Raw genomic sequence first — 19627 nt, forward strand, 5'->3', positions numbered from 1 at the left:
AATTACCGGGTTGCACCCGGCAGGACCATCGGTCCGCCAACATCCTGCGTCAACAGATCCTCGATGGAAATCGGCGGATCGAGCGGCGGCAGGCTGCTGCCCGGTTTCGGGTCCGGCGCGACCCGGGCTGGCTCATCGTCCTGGAGAAGAGCGCGGATCCGTTCCGTCAATGGCACAGAACCGGTGTGACCGGATTGCTCCTGTTCCCCGGGCTCCGCACTGCCCTGCCTCGGCAATACCGTGTTATCGGTCTCCGAAGACCCGCCCTGACTGTCGCCGGGAGGCGCGTTTTCAAGCTGCAGCAACCGCTCTTCTTCCGCAGCTTCCGTCGCGGCGGCCTGGCGTTCCCTGCGTGCTTGCTCTTCCCGCTGATGCTTGAGTTCACGCGCCAGCCGGTCGCGTTCAAGGATTTCCGCCTGCAGTTGCTCCACCCGTTCGACCTCCTGCTCGAAGGCGCGCAGGGTCAGATATGCAGTGAAGGGGGTTATATCGACCCGTCGCGAAGGCGCTTCGACCGGACCTTCGAAGAGCAGACCCACTTGGGGCTCCGCTCCTGTAACGGCATCTTCACCGGGGTCGACCTTGACCGAGAAATCGGCATCCAGATCATAGGTCCCCAGATCCACTTCCGCGGATCCGAAAATCTCCGCCTTGCCCGAATCGACCACGACATTGCGGGCGCTCAAGCGGCCGCCGACCAGCGTCAACGTACCGTCCACGCGGTTGAAGGGCAGATTGCCGGCGGCCATATGGCTGACGAATATCTCGCGGATTTTCTCATCCTGAAGATCGAGGCCGGAATCGACCGCTCGCGTGACGAGCTGGAACGCCTGCGGATTGACGCCCCTGAAATCACCGTTCTCCATCGAGAAGGTTCCACCGCCGCCAAGACCGGCGACAATCGCCGAAATCGAACGGCCTACCCCCTCGAATTCGAGAAACAGATCAAGCGTGCCGGAAGCAACCGCCCGGCTGTCCGGCCGCCATACGAGCTGGCGCAGATCGGCTCCCTCCAGCTTCACCCGGCCGGATGCGGCCGCTTCGGCATCGGACCGGCGCAGGGACAGACTGGCTTCCAGGGAGCCGCCGGAGAATGCACCGTTGAGCCCGTCAAGACGCAGGAGCGTCGGCGTGATCCGCAATTGGGCGCGGGCATTGGCTATTTCCGTCTCGTCATCGACAAGGAGCCGGTCCGCCCGGAAATCGAAACTCAGGTCCACGCCGTCCGGAAGCGGTGAGCCGAAGGGAGCGGAAGGCCAGTTGCTGCTTCCGTCGCCAATGGAAAACCATTGGTCCGGGCCCAGAATGAGTTCACTCAAGCTGCGCAAATCCGCCCGGGAAACGCTGATATCTCCCGAAAAGCGGCGATTGCGCTCCCCCGGTGCCGGTTGAAGATCGCCTTCCAGACTGCCCTCGAACGAGGTTTCTCCAACCTGCCCGGAGGCATTCGTCACCTTGAGGGCGCTGCCGGCACCTTCCAGGTCGACACTGACGTCGGCAGGCAGCGTTCCGCTCATGACAGGAAGAACCCGGCCGGCCATAAGGGCGAGCGGTGTAAGGTCCTGCGTTTTCGCGGCCACCGTCATGCGGTACTGCGGCTCACGCCCCTCTTCCAGGGTGAGCGTCCCCTTCGCAGCGACTTCCGACTCGCCAACCGACGTTTCAATTTCTAGGGCAAGGCCCTCCGATGGAACGCCCTTCGCCGTGACACTGAGCTTGCCGCCATTGTCCGCATCGATGGGGATCACATCAAAGCCGAGCTGTTGCAGCAGCTTGCCGCCATCCGGTCCCTGTAGCCCCACCGCCAGATCGATCCCGGCGTTCTGCCAATCGTCGACACGCCCTTTCAACTCGGCCCTGACGGAAGCATCCGCACCGCCCGCCGAACCTTCCAGACTGAGCGTCATGTCGGTGCCGTCCCCCGCAGCCGCAGCTGTCAGATTGGCATCGAATTTTGCCGGTACGAGGCTCGCTGCAGCTCTCTCAAGACGCTCTACAAAAACGGTCTGCGGAAAAAAGCCGCCCGCCAGCGCGACGAGACCGGACAGGTCCCTGGCATCAAGCGTTCCGGAGACCGAGCCTTCCGGCGCAGAGAACAGGTTCTGGATCGCGCCCTGCACATCCAGCCGCGCGCCCGCCAGATCCTCGGCGAACAGCCGGTCGATGCGAACACCGCCGTCGGAATATTCCGCTTCCAGGGCAAGGCTTTCGCCCTCCACGCCCCTTGCGCTCACCTGTTTGGCGCGTAGACGCACCGAGACGTCGAGACCCGTAGGATCTTCAGTATCTCCCGATGTCGAACGGTCGGGCTGGATGAGCGCGGCAAGCTGCTCCACCTGGCCCAGGTCCAGCTTGTCCGCGTCGAGACTGAGCGAAAAGACAGCATTTCCCGAGCGCGGCTTGCGATAGGAAAGACCGCCACGCGCTTCAGCTCCGGAAAGCGTCAGGCGAAGATTGTCCAGCGCAGCACCTTCGGGAAGCAGGTTGAGCCGCCCCTCCAGCGAGACCGGATCCAGAGCCTTGACGCCGGTATCCTTCTGCTTCCACCAGCTCAGAAAAGACCCTGGCTGATCGGAACTGATGGAGACCGCCCCCCGGTAGGTCAGCGCCGGTTCGAGCCCGAGATCGCCCTGGGTCGCGACGGTGGTCCGGCCCGGCAAGCGCCCGGCCAGACGCGCGACCCGCCAACCGCCAAGCATGGTTTCAAGATCGAGGCGCACGTTCTGGATAATTCCACCACCCGCAACGACCGCCGGAACATCCATGGAGATCGCGCCGTCGATAGGCGGCAGCGGCACGGCCCTGAGCGCGGCGATCAGTTGTTCGCCCGCCGTATCGAGATCGACTGGTTCCTGCGGTCCACCCCCGAGCAATCGGTCGAGGTCAAGCTGCTTTGACTGTGCCCGGACTTCGAAGCGCTTGTTGCCGGCATAGAGCAGATCGGCATTGCCGGTAACGCTGAGCCGCCGGTCTTCCGGACCATACCGGAATTCGAATGCCGGCACCGCAACCTCGGCGATATCCGCCGTGAACTGGCCCTCCGCGGTCCAGCCCGGACCATCGGTGTCCTCCAGGGAGATAGAGGCGATGTTGAAGTCACCATGGAAAGTGGGCGCCGCGTCCGTCTGGGTCAGCATGCCGTCAAAGGCAAAATTCACCGGCATGTTGGTAGGAGTGACTTCTCCCTTTATCCGCAGCCCCGTGTCATCCTGCGCCCTGCCGGTCGCAAGGCTGATATTATAGGGCGTCCCTTCAATGGAGAGGCTGCCGGCGGCCTTGAAAGGCCCGGCCAGCGAGCGGGCACTGACGGACAGATTGCCATTGTCGACATGGTGAATCTCGCCGGAACGCGCGTCGACAATCGACAAGGCTCCATTGCGGATCGAAACTTTCTCGAATGCGACATCGTCCGGCGGCAGCTTCGTCAGCGCGCCGTCTGACGTCATGGCCGTCAGCCAGTCCAGCCGGCCGTCTTCATCGAGCGACAGGGAAAGTTGCGGCCGATCCAGTTCCATGTCGATGACACGGATTTCGCCTTTCAGAAGCGGCGACAGCTCGATCCGCATGTTGAACTGGGAGACCACCAGAAGCGGGTCTTCTGCTTCTCCGACACGAACATCGGAGAAACTGATCGACGGTGCAGGCAGAAGCCTGAGGTCGGCTTCGCCGAGCACCGTCACGCGGTGCCCCAGAGCCCGCTCCGCATAGCTTTCGAATGTGGACCGGTAAACCGTCCAGTCGATAAAGAACGGCCCCACCAGCGCCGTGACCAGCACCAGTATGACGGCTATTCCCACAGTGATGTAGACGGAGTTCAGGCCTTGTCTCCTTGTTCTCCAAAGTCACCGGAAACCTTACCGGTCAGGTTTACCCGATCCCTGCTGCAGTGCAAACACGGTATGGGCAAACCCGCCGAAGAAACATCCGCCGAGCAAATCAGCGCTTATCGAACTGATTCGATACAATATCATGACTGCGGCAGGATCTTGCCCGGATTCATGATATTGCCCGGATCGAGCGCCGTCTTGATGGCACCCATGACTTCAAGCGCATCGCCGTGTTCGCGGCGCATATATTTGGCCTTGCCCTGCCCCACGCCGTGCTCGCCGGTGCATGTTCCGTCCATCCCGATGGCCCTGATGGCCAGTCGTTCGACAAAGGCTTCCGTCCTGCGGACTTCTTCCGGGTTGTCCAGGTCGACAAGGATCTGGACATGGAAATTGCCGTCGCCGACATGTCCGACGATCGGGGCGAGAAAACCCTCCCTTGCAATGTCTTCCGCAGTTTCGCTGACGCATTCCGCCAGCCGGGAGATCGGCACGCAGACGTCCGTTACCATGATTTCCGCTTCCGGCTTCAAGGTCTTGCCCGCCCAATAGGCGTCATGACGTGCGGTCCAGAGCTTCGTGCGTTCCTCGGCGGCCGTTGCCCAATGGAATGGTCCGCCGCCGAATTCCTCGGCAATCTGGGAAAACATTTCGGACTGTTCCCGCACACCTGCTTCCGAACCATGGAATTCCAGGAACAGGGTCGGCGTTTCGGCAAGGTCAAGTTTTGAATAGGTGTTGCACGCCTTCACCTGCAGAGCGTCCAGCAACTCGATCCGGGCAACGGGAATGCCCATCTGGATGGTTGAAATCACCGCATTGCAAGCCGAGTTGACATCGGGGAACGGGCAGACACCTCCCGAAATGGCCTCCGGCTGACCATGAAGGCGCAAGGTCAGTTCCGTGATGACGCCGAGCGTTCCTTCCGACCCGACAAAAAGCCGCGTCAGATCGTACCCGGCTGAGGATTTCTTCGCCCGGCCACCTGTCCTGATGATCTGTCCGTCGGCGGTTACGACCGTAAGGGCAAGCACCGCGTCCTTCATCGTACCGTAGCGCACTGCGTTCGTGCCCGAAGCACGGGTCGCCGCCATGCCGCCGAGACTGGCATCGGCGCCCGGGTCGATCGGGAAAAACAGGCCGGTGTCCCGCAGGTCGCTGTTGAGCTGCTTGCGGGTCACTCCCGCCTCCACGCGGCAGTCGAGATCTTCCGCATGCACTTCGAGAACACGGTTCATTCTGGACAGGTCGAGAGAGACCCCGCCGAGCGGCGCATTCAAATGGCCTTCCAGAGACGATCCGGCGCCGAAGGGAATCACCGGCACCTTGAGGGCGGCGCAAATGCGCACGGCTTCCGCCACCTCTTGTGTGCTTTCGGCAAAGACCACCGCGTCAGGCGGCTGGTTTCTGAGCCAGGTCGTGGTGTGTCCGTGCTGTTCGCGCAGGGCTGCGGACGTGGCGCAACGCTCGCCGAAACGCTCCTTCAGCTCGGTGATCGCCTGCGAAATAGTGCGATTCTGGTCGTCGGTTAGGGGCGAATGCTGAGCGCGTGCCATTTCCGGCATGTTTTTTCCTCCTGTCGCGCGGTTCTGGCCACGCTGTGAAAACCGAATATGTTAGGAGACACGAAAAAGGTCAAAGTCAAATCCGGCGATAAGGGTACGGTCATGGAAAAGCATGGAGAGAACGGGACAAAGGTTGCCCGAGAGGCCGAACCGCTACAAAGCGCGGTCATGACTGTCAAGCCGGATTGGATCGACTATAACGGTCATCTGAACATGGCCTATTACAACGTCCTGTTCGATACCGCGCTCGACCAGATGTTCGAGCAGCTTGGCCTTGGCCCCGACTATGTGAAGGCCCGCAACGCGTCCTATTTCACCGCCGAGGTGCATGTCTGCTATCTGCGGGAACTGGAGGCGGGCATGCCGGTCACGGTCAACCTGCAGCTTATAGACTTCGACGCGAAGCGTGCTCATATCTTCCAGGAACTGCGCCACGCAGAGGAAGGCTGGTTGTCCGCCACATCCGAACAGATGAGCCTCCACGTCGATTTGAACACCAGGAAAGTCGCCCCCTGGCCGGAAGACATTGCGACCAGGCTGGCCGCGCTAATGAAGGACCATGCCTCCCTTCCCCGCCCCGAACGGGCCGGACGGCGCATCGAAATTCCCCGCTAACACCGGACCGAACACGGCCCACGGAACACAGACGACAAAAAAGTGAGTGATTTCCGAGTGAAAACAGGTGGTCGGGTCTGTTCATTCGCGTCGACTCGGGCACTATGATGGGCAATCACGTTCACGCCCCATAAAAAGCAACCGTGACTGATGCGCAAAATAATAGAAACCGCCGCACAGCTCCCAGACATTCTCATCAGCTGGATTACGCCCAACGTGCGCCAGTTCCGCGCGGGACGGATGCAACTTGTCTGGGTACTTGCCGTTTTCATCGGCGCGCTGGTGGCGCTCGCCGCGATTGCCTTCAGGACGGCGATCGGCCTCTTTCAGTGGCCCTGGCTGCGCACGACGACCGAACTGACCATGCAGGCCGCCGCGAACCAGCCCTGGTGGGTCATCCTGCTGGCTCCTGCCGTCGGCGGTCTGATCGTCGGCTTCATATTGCAGAGATTTCATCCCAATCAACGCGCCGGCGCTGTCGCCGACGTGATCGAGGCCAGGGTCCACGGCGGGCGCGGCCTGCCGCTTGGCGCCGGTCTGTGGTCCGCCCTGGTGACGGCAATCTCGCTGGGCAGCGGCGCGAGTGCGGGCCGTGAAGGCCCGGTCGTGCATCTGGGTGCCACTCTGGGCGCCGCTGTCTGCCGCTATTTTCGACTGCCCGACACCTCCCGCCGCATTCTCATCGCCAGCGCAGTCGCAAGCGGTGTTTCAGCCTCCTTCAACGCCCCGATTGCAGGTGTTCTCTTTGCTCACGAGGTTGTTCTCGGTCACTATGCGGTCTCCGCCTTCGTGCCCATCGTGCTTGCCTCGGTGATGGGAACGCTTCTGTCGCGCCTGTGGTTCGGCGATGTCGCCGCCTTCGTGATCCCACAGTATGAGATCACCTCCTATCTCGAAATACCTGCCTTCGCACTGCTGGGCCTCACCTGCGCGGCCGTCGCGATCCTCTTCCAGTTCGCCCTGATCGGCACCGACTGGACAGCCCGCAACATCACCATGCCCCTGTGGCTGCGGCCCGTCATCGGCGGCCTCGTGGTCGGGGCCATCGGTATCTCTTTTCCGGGCATTCTGGGTGTCGGCTATGACGCGACCGATATGGCCCTCAAACACGAACTGACGATCACCACGATGCTATCCCTGCTGGTGGTCAAGGCGGCGGCCACATCGATCACACTGGCGTCGCGCTTTGGGGGCGGGATTTTTTCACCGTCCCTTTACCTCGGGGCCATGACCGGTGGTGCTTTCGGACTTATAGCCGCTTCGGTCTTCCCTGAAATGGCGTCGAGCCACGGACTGTATGCAATTCTCGGCATGGGGGCCGTCGCCGCGGCCGTCCTCGGCGCGCCCTTCTCCACCACGGTGATCGTGTTCGAACTGACCGGCGGCTACGCCCTGTCCATCGCCCTTCTGCTGGCTGTTTCCATCGCCACGGGCCTGACCCAGGCTGTCCACGGCAAGTCCTTCTTCCACTGGCAGCTGGGCATGCGCGGCTGCTTCGTGAACGAAGGTGTGCACCAGTTCCTCAGCGAGGCGGTCAAGGTCGGCGAATTCATGGATCCGCCCCCGGAGGCGGAAGAAGACCGGGTATTCAATCCCGGAGAAGACGGTCCGTATCTGCATGACACGGACACATTGGAAAGCGCGCTGAAAAGCTTCGATTCCTGTGGCAAGGCCGCCTTGCCGGTGGTCCGCAAGGGCGATGCCACCCAAATTATCGGAATCGCCCGCCACGTCCGGGCCCTTCGCTATTTCAACGCCGCCCTGATCAAGGCGACCAAGGAAGAGCACCAGTAGACCGGCGCTCCGACACCTCGGGATGAAACCATTTCCGAGACCATTTGATTTTCCTCCATGAGTCCGTAACCCGGTTCTTTTCCCTTTTTGCAAGGGTTACAATTTAAAATAGTATTTTTACACAAGACCATCTAACCTTGAGGCGTTGGGGGGGACGACTTTCATGCGTATCGCCATTTTTTTCAGCGCGATGATGCTCGGCTTTACGTATCCGTCAGATGCAGCGCCCGATATCTACGACCACTTTCTCGGCGAAAACCCAGTGTGCGTATCGCGCAATCAGCCGATCATCATTGTTGCAGATGTCAGCCGCGACGGTGAAATCGACGATACCGTGTCCATCGCGCTCGTCAGGCGCCTCGAGGAAAGCGGGTGCGTCGAGATTCTCGCCGCTGTGTCCATTTTCGGAAATAGTAATTCCAGCACAAACGAAGTTCATGACAATCTAATTGTGCGGCTCGGCCAGCTCGGCATCGACAACTGGATGCTCCTTCACGGACCCGACAGACGGATGTCCTTTGACCACAATGGTCAACCGACACCCGGTGACCTCTCCTATCTGAAGAAAATCGCACAGGTCATAAAGGGATCGTCACGTGCCGTGACACTCCTGGAATTGGGCCCAACCACGGTCGCGGCGAGTCTTTTGCGTTACGGTCTTGTCCCTCCTCGCATGATCGCGAAAATCATCGGGGTTGGTGGACGTTCGCCAGGTGAGCACTTCGCGACAGGCCGTGGGTTTCGCGCCTTTGCCCTGCGTGACATGAATGTTGCAATGGATGTCACGGCTATTGCCTATCTGGTGCGCAATCATCCCGGCAAACTCAACATGGTGACCTATCGCGCAGGCGTTGGAGAAAGAGTTCTTTCCCCTGAACTGGCGGAAAGTTTCAGTATCGAGGCAATTGCCGAACATGCGCGCAAGCGGAGCCGAATGATGAAATTTCTCGGCTACACAGGTCTCCCGTCATGGGACACTTGGGCCGCCACTCTCTTCGTCACGGGTGGTGCCGAACGCATCGGCTGCCGCGAAACTCCAGCGCGCGTAATATACGACGACAGCGGTACATTCAAGCAAACGGACAGCATGCAGCTCCAACTCCTGAAAGCGCCGGATCGCTACTCGCGGACCATCATTGCCTGCTGAACGCCCTGTTCTGGCGCAGCAACGCAACGGCTCTGGCGCTGTCCGTTAGCTGCATCGACTTAGGTGGCAAGAATGTCTGAACTATTTCGGGTTCAGACAACTTGGGACGGGCCTCAAGAAGGTTTCTCCAGTTTCGCGTCAATAGGTCCAGTCATTTTCTGGACGGTCTGACAGCAAAATCTTACTGGCCGCTCCCTAAAACCGAGACGGCTCTGTCGCCAGGACCTTGCCCGCATAGCGATGGGAAACCGGCTTGCCCTTGAGGCGGGTCGCCAGATCTTTCTGAGCGACGAACAGTCTTGCCTGCCGGCCACGCATGCCGGGCAGGCTGAAGGGATCCAGCCCGGTCCAGGGTAAAAAGGGATTCCGTCGCAAGGATCCGTAAATTCCGACCCGGACAGACGGTTTTTCGCTCGTTGCACGCGCATGGAACCCGTGGGTATCGGCGACAACAAGCGTGTTGCCCGGCACCGCGAACCGGAGGGGTTCGGGATAATTCAGACGGCCGAGTTCGTCCGCGCGCAGCCGGAAGGAGCCGCCTCTATGGTGTCTGTTTGGATTGACCGCCGCCGTCAGGCTCTGCTCGCGTTCCCAAGCCAGTCGTTCCGGTGTCAGCCGGTGTGACCCTGGGACAAAAGTGAACGGGCCTTCCGCATCGTCGATATCGTACAGGAAGAACCATGCCTTGGCTGTCGGATGAAAGGTGTCCGAGTGAAACGCCGTCTGCGGATCCGCCCGCTTGCCAGCTTTCGGGTCGGTCAGGACGATATGCAGGTAAACAAGCGGATCTCCATTGGTGGAGCCGACATACCGCAAACCGTTCTGAAAGGGCTTGCTCCAGACAAAATCACGCAGATACGGCAGGTTCTTGAGCACTTTGGGCGGAAGAGGAATGAAACGGGTTACCGCATTTCCCTGTCGCATGTCCCAGGCATCGAAGAGGGTTGTCGCGATTTCGGCTCTGAGGCCCTCGAGATCGCTCTCCGCCAGCAGGCCGCGTTTTTGAATGAATCCGTCCCTGGCATAAGCGGCCTGGTCTTCCTGCGGGACGAGATGGGCAAGCCGACGCCTCCGCGCATCGGCCATGCGTTCGGCAAGCTCTATGCGCTTCACGTGCAGGCCCGCCTCGTTCAGCCGGCGGCTGCCGATCAGCGGATTGTCGCAGAACGATTTTGAACCTGTCGCCAGTTCGGCGGCATAAAGAGGTGTCTTGAAAAGATCGGCAGCGCGCATCACAGGAAATTCAACTCGAAATTGCGTAAAGTCACTCAAATAACAAGGGAGCGATCAGGATCGCTCCCGTAAAATCTAGACCGATTTTGTTGCACGCACCAGCCACTCACGCTCTTTTTCCTCTAGGAGAGGAGCGATCTTCTCACGCACCTTGGTGTGATAGCTGTTCAGCCAGTCCCGTTCCACCTGCGTCAGAAGAGCCAGGTCAACCAGACGCAAATCCATCGGAACCAGGGTCAGCGTTTCAAAGCCCAGCATCGGACGTTCGCCGCCGGGAATGTCCGCAGCCTCGGTGACCACCTCCAGGTTTTCCAGACGGATGCCGTAGTCTCCCGCCGGATAATACCCCGGTTCGTTGGAAAGGATCATGCCCGGTTGAAGCGGGACCGTCCCCGTCTTGGCAATACGCTGCGGCCCTTCATGGACGCTGAGATAGGCGCCGACACCGTGGCCGGTCCCATGGTCATAGTCGAGCCCTGCGTTCCAGAGCGCGATGCGCGCCAGCGTGTCGAGTTGAGCGCCGGTCGTCCCTTTCGGAAACCGGGCGGACGAGATCGCGATATGTCCCTTCAGCACCAGCGTGAAGTGCTTTTTCATGGCCGCGCTTGTCTCTCCGACGGCAAGAGTGCGCGTGATGTCCGTGGTGCCATCCAGATACTGAGCGCCTGAATCGATCAAAAACGGCTTGCCGAGCGGTATCTTCAGGTTGCTGGCCCGGCTGACGCGATAATGACAAATCGCGCCGTTCGGCCCTGCCCCGGAAATCGTGTCGAAGGAAATATCCTTCAGAACCCCTGTCGCGTTGCGGAACTCTTCCAGCTTTTCCGTCACCGAAATTTCGTCGAGTCTCCCCTTCGGGGCTTCCTCGTCGAACCAGCACAGGAAATTCACGAACGCCGCAGCATCCCTGACGTGGGCCGTGCGGGCGCCATTCAGTTCAGTTTCGTTTTTTACCGCCTTGGGCAGCAGGACCGGGTCCTGAGCCTCGACCAGCGTACCCCCCTCTCCCGTGATCGCCTCTGCGATACCGATCCCCGCCAGGCCGGGATCGATCATGACACTCGCACCGGAGGCACCGAGGGCACTCAGCCCACTTTTGAAATCTCCCGGTTCGAACAATTCGGTCAGGTCCGACAAAGCATCGCGCACAGAGTTGGAAAGTTTGCGTCCATCGATATAAAGCGATGGCTTGCCGTTCGCGGGCACCGTCGCGAAGGAAAGCGGCAGCGGCGTATGGGTGACATCCGAACCGCGGATGTTGAACAGCCAGGCAATCGAATCCGGTTGCGTCAGAACGCAGGCATCGGCCTTCTTGTCGGCGAGCGCAGACTGGATCTGTGCAATCTTGTCGAGGGCCGCCTTGCCCGCCAGTTCGACCGGATAGAGCGACACCTGACCGACCGGCGGCTCCGGCCGGTTCTGCCACACACTGTCGATAGGATTGTCGTCCAGCGTGACCAGTTCGGCACCTGCCTGCTTGCAAATCTCTCTCAGACGCCGGACTTCTCGCACCGTGTGAAGCATGGCATCGACACCAAGCTTCTGGCCTGACTGCAGCCGCTCTGCCAGCCAGTTCGTGACCGGCTCTTCGATCAGATGCCGTGCCGGGAATGTGTTCAGGTCCACCTGCTCGCGCACCTGGATGGTGTAACGCCCATCGACAAAGATCGAGGCATCGTCGCCAAGGACCGCTGCCACACCCGCAGATCCGGTAAAACCGGTCAGCCACTGCAGACGGCAGTCATGCGGCGGCACATATTCACTCTGGTGCGCATCGGCACGCGGGATCAGGAAACCGTCAAGGCCGCGGCGGGAAAGTTCTGCCCTGAGAAGGGCCGCATGCGGCGCTCCGCAGGAGGGATCGCTGAGATCGTCGAAGGTCTGAAACATGCCCGGACGTTAATTTGGCCCGCGCCCGGGATCAAGCTGGATAATGCCCCCGGTTGCCGTCTCAACAGAAAGAAGCCCCGAGCCTGGCCCTTCATACTTCGCAATGCAGCATTTTCTTCTCGCATATGCGAAATGCGCAGGGCTGACATGCACTTGCAGGCCTACCGCTCCGGGAAACGAATCTGCATATATGGTTCAACAAAACAAAAAGACGTTTCTCCCTAGGGAAGCTCTTAAACTTCAAATGGGAAAGATCACCATGAGCATTGCAACCACGACTTCGACCCGTATCGGCGGAAACAGCTTCATGCGCCGCGCACTGGACCGCATGATCGAAGCACGCACCATTCAGGCGCGCCGCTACGTCAACGGATATCTGCTTTCGCTTGACGACGCGACACTGGCCACCCACGGCTATGACCGCAAGCAGCTTGAGCGCGAAGGTTCGACGACCGCCGGGTTCTAAGCTCCTGAAACGGGGCTCAGGACGCTCGATTGAAATTACTGTGCACTCTAAAGAGCCTGCCGATTTCCGGCAGGCTCTTTGCTTTTCAAATCAATGACTTCAATAATTTCAGTGAATCAAAATCCGAATTCAGAGAGCCGTATTGCCGGCATCGAGCCACAAAAGCGACCGAAAAGCCGGTTTCTCTTCACGTGTCAGTTCAACCCGCTTTCATGTGACTCAATATGAAAACTGGAAAGCCTAGATAATTTAAAGAGTTATAGAATTTTCCGTTCAAGCGGTCTTGCGCCCGCGCACCAGGGTAAGCGTGAGCCAGCCGTCCTTTTCCCGGCGCCGGTCCAGCACGAAACCCTGACACCCATAGGCAAACAATATCCGCGGACCATCCTCCACCCTGAGGCCTGACAGCACCAGTGTGCCCGCTCGTGTCATCTGTCCGCCGATGGATTTGGCCATCTTCATGAGCGGCCGCGCCAGAATATTGGCGATCACCAGATCGAAAGGCCCGTGAAGCCTGAACCGCCGATCTTCCATGCCGTTTGCCGTGAAACCCCGCACAAGATGCGCTGCGCCGTTGAGCCTTGCGTTTTCCAGCGCCGTTCTGGTGGCAACCGGATCGATGTCGGTTGCCAGAACGCTCTGCTTCGCCTTGAGCGCCGCCGCTATTGCCAGCACGCCCGTGCCGGTACCGAGATCGAGAATGCTGTCGTAGTCCCTCAGCGACAGCAACCGATCGATTTCCTCCAAACAGCCAGCGGTGGTACCGTGGTGTCCGGTTCCGAAGGCCAGCGCGGCTTCGATCTCAAGCCCGATAGCGCCTCCCGGCACCTTGCTCCTGTCATGACCGCCATGGACGAAAAATCTTCCGGCCCTGACGGGCTTCAGCCCTTCGAGGCTTTTTGCGACCCAGTTGATATCCGGGAGTTCTTCTGCATCGAGCGGCGCTGCGAAGGCGTCCGCACCGACTCGGTCCCGTACCATGGCGGCAGCTTCTTCCGGCTCCATGTCGAAAAGCAGGACCTCCGCCGTCCAAGTCTTTCCGTCCGCTGAATCTTCGTAGATCGCCACCGGATTGCCGTCATCCTCGAAAGCGCGCTCCAGAATTTCGGAGATCCGTTTGGCTTCCAGTTCCGCGGCTGTAATCCGCACCCGGATGGTTTTCATGCCCTTGCGTGCCTTTGGTAAAATTGGGTCGAGGCCAGCGGTATAGCTGTACTCCAGTGCAGATACCAGAGCCCCTGCAGACTGGGCAATTCGGCATTGTGCTCCATTTCTTTCATGGGAGCGTGTTGCGTTTAAGCCGATCTACGGTTTCTGGAAGACGCCCGAGGCAGCGTTTGCCTTGCAATTGCGTTCGGGCGCCCTCCTGAATTCAATTTAATGCCACATGCTCCAAGGAGAGGAGACTATCGATGATCCTTGCGAAATTACGCACGTGCATGACGCAACCCCTCTGCGTTCTGGTGGTCCTTCTGTTTTGTGGGCCGGGACTGGCGGCAACGGCGAACGCCACTCCCGATCAGGACGCTCTCTTCAAGGCATTGAAGAACGCGCAAAACGAAGCCGAGGCGCGCAAGATAGAGGACGACATCTGGTATTCGTGGCTGAATGCGGCGCCGACGCCGGAGATCCGCAAACAGATCGACACCGCCATGCAGCGACGCGGCGTACATGATTTCCAGGGCGCCAGGGACCTGCTCGACGAAGTTGTCGCGCAGGCTCCTGATTATTCCGAAGGCTGGAACCAGCGGGCATTCATCCTGTTTCTCCAGGGCGACTACGAGGCCAGCCTGGAAGACATCGAGCGCGCCCTGGAGCTGGAACCCCGCCACTTCGGCGCTCTATCGGGAAAGGCCATGATTTTCATGACGATGGGTCGTGTGAAGCTGGGGCAGGAAGCCTTGCGGGAGGCCATTGCGATTCATCCCTTCCTGAAGGAACGCGACATGCTGATCGAACCGCAGGGCGTGGACTTGTAAAGGCCAGGGTCCTGCCGGCTGCACGAAACGCTTGCACTCTGGTCAGAACCGGAAGGAGAAATGCGCGCCGGCTCCGACTTCTTCGCCGTGTTCATGGGCGGCTCCTGTGATACCAAGCCTCCAGGATGCCCGGTCGGAAAAGCTTCCTGCCAGTCCCAAGCCACCGGAAAGCGAATGTGCACCCCGGTTCTGGCCTGTCTGGGTAAATGTTCCGAACAGATCGGAGGTGACGGTCACTTCATGGGCGGAGTCGCGGGACGCACTCCAGTCGTGATCATAGCGCGCGAAGCCCACGATCTTTGCCCTTGCCGGATCGACATTCACGATATCCAGGGCCCAGTCCAGACCGGCGCCGGTCATGAAGGCATCGGCAGTGGCCGCGTGCACATCGTAGTTGAAATCGCCGCCGCCGTTTTCCCGAGCTTCGCTCTGCCAGACATGACCATAGGAAGACGCAACGAAAGGTGTCAGGGTGACCCCGCCGATCGCCGAAACGGAATAGCCCGCTTTCACGGCAACAAACACCGCGTTGGAGGAAAAGTCCGACTCGGCCTCTCCTCCCGTGAACAACCCCACATCCGGGTTGTTGCGCGAGCCGCTGTTGGCGCTGTAGCCATAACCGGCCGATGCTGCGAACTGCCAGTTGTCCAGCAACAAGGTGCCGTATAGCCCTGCATATCCTGATTGCGCCGAAAAGGTCTGGTCTACAGTGTCGTGCTCTCCCATGTGCTGATAGCCGTAACCCACGAACGCTCCGAGGCTGCCAAGCGGACTTGCAAGGATATCCGCCCCGGCGATCACGTTGGCTAGCTGGTAGTTGAAGGTGCCCAGGCCGTCCTCGCCGTCGACGTTTCCCATGACACCGGAAACATCGAGCCAGATCGCCCGGCCCTGTCCGTCCACCACGCGCTGTGCCTTGTCCAGGACATCATGGCTCCCGGAAATCCGGTTCATCACGGTCGAGGCGACATGGTCGAGTTGCTCCAGTCCGACGGTCAAATTGGAGGAATAGGGCTCGGCGTGGACCTGGTTGAGCTGGAGCAGGTTGGCATTGGTCAGCGACAGCCACGCCTGACTGACAGTGCTGCCGTTGCTGAGCGTCTGGCTTCCGCCTCCGCTTCCGCCGGTTGCTCCGTTCACGGCGGTCCCATGGTGGGTGGCGGAAATCGCCGAGGTGAGCGAAACCCATGGAGTTCCCGACGGAACCGACTTGCCGCCTTGAAGGGTCTTAACTTTCGAAGGCAGATGGGTCGTGCTTGCGGAGTTGTCGGTGAACTGGACCTCGACCTGCGTCGCGGACGTCGGGGAGCCTACCAGGCTGGCACTCAAATGTGCATTCAGAGAGCTGCCCTCAACCAGCGTTACGGCGTCGCTGTCGATACTCGCGGCATCGAGGACGACATAGGTTGCGCCGCTGAAATCCAAGATCTCCGTTGCACCGGACCCGGTGTAGCCGCTGTCCTTTTCCAGGGTTATCGTGAGCTTGTCAGCGCCTGTGAGGCTCCCGCTGATGTCCAGAAGGTCGGCATTCGGCGTGGCTGTCGGATCCAGTTCGGAGAGCAGATCCGTCGCACCGCTTAACCGCACATTCCCGTTGATGGTCAATGTCCCGATGGAATTGCCAGGCCTTATCGACGCGCCGCCCACCGTGAAGAATGACGTATCGCTTCCACCGGACTTGCCGCTGATCGTTCCGTTCCCGGAAACGGTTCCAATGAGTTGGAAGAATTGTGTTTCGATGGTCGTATTATCCAGTGCCAGTGACGACCCGCCGCGAACCCCGACAAGTGTCGCATTGTCGATCATGCTGTCCTTGAGGGTCAGATCGGTCGCGCTGGTGAAGTCCTGTCCAATCAGGTTGTACTGACCGATTGCCACAAGAGTCGGATTTGAAATTGTCAGTGAGTCGTAGGTCAGGCTACCGGAGCCCGTACTTGCGATATAGACATTTTGAAACTGCGTTCCGCCGGATTCCTCCACCAGCGTGATCGCGCGGTTTGCACCAATCGATGTATTGATGAGATTGATCCGCGTTGCTCCCAGAACGTCAGAACCGGGATATTGGAAGGTTTCCAGAAACTCTGTTCCAGACGTGCTGCTGCCGGCGACAGTCGTCCCGATGAAGTTGATGGAATGCACCTTTCCGGACAGGGCAGAACTTGCAAAAAAGACAGGCGCGTAGAAGTTCAATCGGCCGTCCGAAGCGACAGTCCCTGAAGAGATGCTGGTTTCAAGCTGGTTGGATGCGCACAGGGTGCTTGAACTCGAGAGGCTGGCGGCATCGATCGTCAACGTTCCGGACGCCCGCACGAATCCCGCTCCGAGCGCAGCACAGGAACTGCTGGCTGTTGAAGGCGAACTTCCGGGCAATAGAAAAAGACCGGTGGCGGCCATCAGGACAGTGGAACGGAAAGCTTCGTTTCGTCCGGAACGGATTGGTATTTTCATGCGCACGGCACCTTCTGCGGATCTCCGCAACGCAGCACCAAGCGCGGAAAAAGATTCTCATCCGCCAGTCTCGTAACTGGAAATTAACGTAGGGTAAACAATGATATTTTTGAGATATAATTCAGATACTTGTAACAATAGTCAATTATATCAATGCCTCTCGACAAAACTGTCGATGACCTTCTTCACGCCGGCCTTCTCGAAGTCGATGGTCAGTTTATTGCCCTCAATGGACTTGATAGCCCCGTAGCCGAACTTGATGTGGAACACACGTTCACCCAGGGAAAAGTCCGAGGGTGTGTCGCTGACCGACCGCGCCACAAGCTCCCCCTCGATGGTCAGCGGCCCCTGCCGTTTCGTCCGTGCCGATTTGTAGCCGCGACCGCCGTCCTTGAACCCGTCAGAGGATTGCCGCGCCCGCTGCGCCCTTTGCCAGCCGGGCGTTGAATAGCTGCCCGTGTCGAACGGATCCTGACTGTCGAAACGCGAAGGACCGTAACCGCCACCGCCATAGCCGCCGTAGTTCGAGGATGCTTCGGCGATCTCCACATGATCCGCCGGCAGCTCATCCAGAAACCGGGACGGGACGGTCGACTGCCAGAGACCATGGATGCGCCGGTTGGAGGCGAAATAGAGCTTTACGCGCTTTTTCGCCCGCGTGATGCCCACATAAGCAAGCCGCCGCTCCTCTTCCAGCCCGGCGCGACCGCTCTCGTCGAGCGCGCGCTGATGTGGAAACAGCCCCTCCTCCCAGCCGGGCAGAAAGACGGTGTCGAATTCCAGCCCTTTGGCCGAGTGGAGCGTCATGATGGACACGGCGTCGGAACTGTCGGCGCTGTCCCGGTCCATGACCAGCGCGATATGCTCAAGGAACCCGGCCATGGATTCAAATTCATCCATCGAGCGGATAAGTTCTTTCAGGTTGTCGAGCCGTCCGGGCGCTTCCGCCGAACGGTCCATCCGCCACATTTCCGTATAGCCGCTTTCATCGAGAATGATTTCCGCCAGCTCCGTATGCTTGATCTGCTCGAGCTGGCGCCGCCAGCGCTCGAAATTGTCGAGCACGGTTTTAAGGGCGTTCCGCGGTTTGGGTTTGAGGTCTTCCGTATCGATCAACTGGCCGGCCGCCTGCATCAGCGGTATGCGTTCGGCCCGGGCCAGCCCGTGCACCAGCTTCAGCGTGGCATCGCCGAGACCGCGCTTGGGCGTGTTGACGATCCGCTCAAAGGCCAGATCGTCCGACGGCTGCATGACGCAGCGGAAATAAGCCATCGCATCGCGGATTTCCATGCGCTCGTAAAAACGCGGTCCGCCGATAACCCGGTAGTTGAGCCCGAGCGTGACAAATCGCTCTTCGAATTCGCGCATCTGGAAAGACGCCCGCACCAGCACGGCCATCTCGTTCAAGGGATGGTTCTTGCTCTGCAGCGCTTCGATTTCCTCGCCGATCGTGCGGGCTTCTTCCTGTGAATCCCACACGGATGCGACAGAAACCAGATCGTGATCCGGTTCGCTGAAGTCGGTGAACAGCGTCTTGCCAAGCCGGCCTTCATTGAAGGCGATCAGATGGGAGGCAGCCGCCAGAATGTGGCTGGTGGACCGGTAATTGCGCTCAAGCCGGATGACTTCCGCCCCTTTGAAATCCTGTTCGAAGCGCAGGATGTTATCGACCTCCGCCCCGCGCCAGCCATAGATCGACTGGTCGTCGTCCCCCACGCAACAGACATTGGGATTGCCCTGGGCGAGCAGCCGCAGCCAAAGGTACTGCGCTATGTTGGTATCCTGATACTCGTCCACCAGCATGTAGCGAAAGCGGCGCTGATATTCGGCAAGGACATCCGCACGCGTCTTGAAAATCGTGATGACATGCAGCAGCAGATCGCCAAAATCCGCGGCGTTCAGGATCGACAGGCGGTCCTGATACTCCGCGTAAAGCTTGCGGCCCTTGCCATTGGCGAACGCCCGCGCTTCGCCTTCCGGCACCTGATCGGGTGTCAGGGCCCGGTTCTTCCAGCCGTCCAGCATCGCGGCAAAAGCCTTGGCGGTCCAACGCTTGTCGTCCAGCCCCTCGGCCTGGATGATCTGCTTGATCAGGCGGATCTGGTCATCGGTGTCGAGAATGGAAAAGCTGGACTTGAGGCCGACAAGCTCGGCATGCTTACGCAGGATCTTCACGCAGATGGAGTGGAACGTGCCGAGCCAGGCCATGCCCTCCACATTGCCGCCGACGAAAGTGGCGATGCGCTCCTTCATTTCCCGGGCGGCCTTGTTGGTGAAGGTCACGGCAAGGATCTGACCGGGACTTGCCTTGCCCATCGCAATAATGTGCGCGATACGGGTCGTGAGAACGCGTGTCTTGCCGGTGCCCGCCCCCGCAAGCACCAGCAGCGGTCCTTCCGTTGTTTCGACCGCAAGCCGCTGCTCCGGGTTAAGCCCTGTCAGGTAATCCGACGGCCCCTGCCGCGCCGCCATCGCTCGCGCCGCGATCCCGCCTTCCACCCGCGCAGGCGCGGGTGCCGCTCCCGCGCCTGCGCGCTGAAAAGGGTCGTCGAATGCATCGTCATACCCGTCCGGGTCTGCCATGGTTTACTGGTCCGGTGATTTTGAGCGCTCTTTGACGAGAACAATATAGCAACAAAACGGCTGTGGCGAGGCAAAGATCT

Annotated in this window: 13 protein-coding genes; 6 read left to right on the forward strand and 7 right to left on the reverse strand. The window is 59.9% G+C overall.

Annotation, left to right across the window (positions count from 1 at the left end; translation table 11 throughout):
- Positions 1 to 2: 2 nt before the first annotated feature.
- A complete protein-coding gene (locus tag Q1B40_RS18105) occupies positions 3 to 3797 on the reverse strand; it encodes an AsmA family protein (protein WP_299817373.1) in 3795 nt (1264 codons plus the stop codon).
- A gap of 170 nt (positions 3798 to 3967) precedes the next feature.
- Positions 3968 to 5383, reverse strand: a complete 1416-nt coding sequence (locus Q1B40_RS18110) for an FAD-linked oxidase C-terminal domain-containing protein (RefSeq protein ID WP_299817768.1) — start codon at positions 5381 to 5383, stop codon at positions 3968 to 3970.
- 111 nt (positions 5384 to 5494) lie between these two features.
- On the opposite strand from Q1B40_RS18110, the gene Q1B40_RS18115 reads away from it, so the two are divergent.
- The 3 genes from Q1B40_RS18115 to Q1B40_RS18125 all read left to right on the forward strand — a co-directional run bounded on the left by Q1B40_RS18115 (position 5495) and on the right by Q1B40_RS18125 (position 8948).
- Positions 5495 to 6007, forward strand: a complete 513-nt coding sequence (locus tag Q1B40_RS18115; protein ID WP_299817374.1) for a thioesterase family protein — start codon at positions 5495 to 5497, stop codon at positions 6005 to 6007.
- Between the two features lie 150 nt (positions 6008 to 6157).
- Positions 6158 to 7801, forward strand: a complete 1644-nt coding sequence (locus tag Q1B40_RS18120; protein ID WP_299817375.1) for a chloride channel protein — start codon at positions 6158 to 6160, stop codon at positions 7799 to 7801.
- 163 nt (positions 7802 to 7964) lie between these two features.
- Entirely contained in the window at positions 7965 to 8948 is a 984-nt protein-coding gene (locus Q1B40_RS18125; RefSeq protein WP_299817376.1) for a hypothetical protein, read from the forward strand.
- 195 nt (positions 8949 to 9143) lie between these two features.
- On the opposite strand, the gene Q1B40_RS18130 is transcribed toward Q1B40_RS18125, so the two are convergent.
- Both Q1B40_RS18130 and Q1B40_RS18135 read right to left on the reverse strand, forming a co-directional pair.
- Positions 9144 to 10181: a phytanoyl-CoA dioxygenase family protein gene (locus Q1B40_RS18130; RefSeq protein WP_299817378.1), complete on the reverse strand. Its 1038-nt coding sequence runs from the start codon at positions 10179 to 10181 to the stop codon at positions 9144 to 9146.
- 75 nt (positions 10182 to 10256) lie between these two features.
- Positions 10257 to 12071 carry an aminopeptidase P family protein gene (locus Q1B40_RS18135; protein ID WP_299817380.1) on the reverse strand — a complete coding sequence of 605 codons (1815 nt, stop codon included), beginning with the start codon at positions 12069 to 12071 and terminating at the stop codon, positions 10257 to 10259.
- Between the two features lie 259 nt (positions 12072 to 12330).
- Between Q1B40_RS18135 and Q1B40_RS18140 the strand changes: the two genes are divergently transcribed.
- On the forward strand, positions 12331 to 12537 hold the full coding sequence (locus tag Q1B40_RS18140) for a hypothetical protein (RefSeq protein ID WP_299817382.1): 207 nt from the start codon (positions 12331 to 12333) through the stop codon (positions 12535 to 12537).
- A 273-nt stretch (positions 12538 to 12810) separates the two neighbouring features.
- On the opposite strand, the gene Q1B40_RS18145 is transcribed toward Q1B40_RS18140, so the two are convergent.
- On the reverse strand, positions 12811 to 13701 hold the full coding sequence (locus Q1B40_RS18145) for a 50S ribosomal protein L11 methyltransferase (protein WP_299817384.1): 891 nt from the start codon (positions 13699 to 13701) through the stop codon (positions 12811 to 12813).
- A 275-nt stretch (positions 13702 to 13976) separates the two neighbouring features.
- Here Q1B40_RS18145 and Q1B40_RS18150 point away from each other — a divergent pair, with 275 nt between their 5' ends.
- On the forward strand, positions 13977 to 14516 hold the full coding sequence (locus Q1B40_RS18150) for a tetratricopeptide repeat protein (RefSeq protein WP_299817386.1): 540 nt from the start codon (positions 13977 to 13979) through the stop codon (positions 14514 to 14516).
- Between the two features lie 42 nt (positions 14517 to 14558).
- Here Q1B40_RS18150 and Q1B40_RS18155 read toward each other — a convergent pair whose 3' ends face one another.
- Positions 14559 to 16706: an autotransporter outer membrane beta-barrel domain-containing protein gene (locus Q1B40_RS18155; RefSeq protein ID WP_299817388.1), complete on the reverse strand. Its 2148-nt coding sequence runs from the start codon at positions 16704 to 16706 to the stop codon at positions 14559 to 14561.
- A gap of 64 nt (positions 16707 to 16770) precedes the next feature.
- Between Q1B40_RS18155 and Q1B40_RS18160 the strand changes: the two genes are divergently transcribed.
- Entirely contained in the window at positions 16771 to 17040 is a 270-nt protein-coding gene (locus tag Q1B40_RS18160) for a hypothetical protein (protein WP_299817390.1), read from the forward strand.
- Positions 17041 to 17114: 74 nt separating this feature from the next.
- Here the strand turns inward: Q1B40_RS18160 and Q1B40_RS18165 are convergent, their stop codons facing one another.
- Complete coding sequence (locus Q1B40_RS18165; RefSeq protein WP_299817392.1) at positions 17115 to 19547, reverse strand: ATP-dependent helicase; 2433 nt, start codon at positions 19545 to 19547, stop codon at positions 17115 to 17117.
- Positions 19548 to 19627: the final 80 nt, after the last annotated feature.

The sequence above is a fragment of the uncultured Roseibium sp. genome, from assembly GCF_947496995.1.
Lineage (GTDB): Bacteria > Pseudomonadota > Alphaproteobacteria > Rhizobiales > Stappiaceae > Roseibium.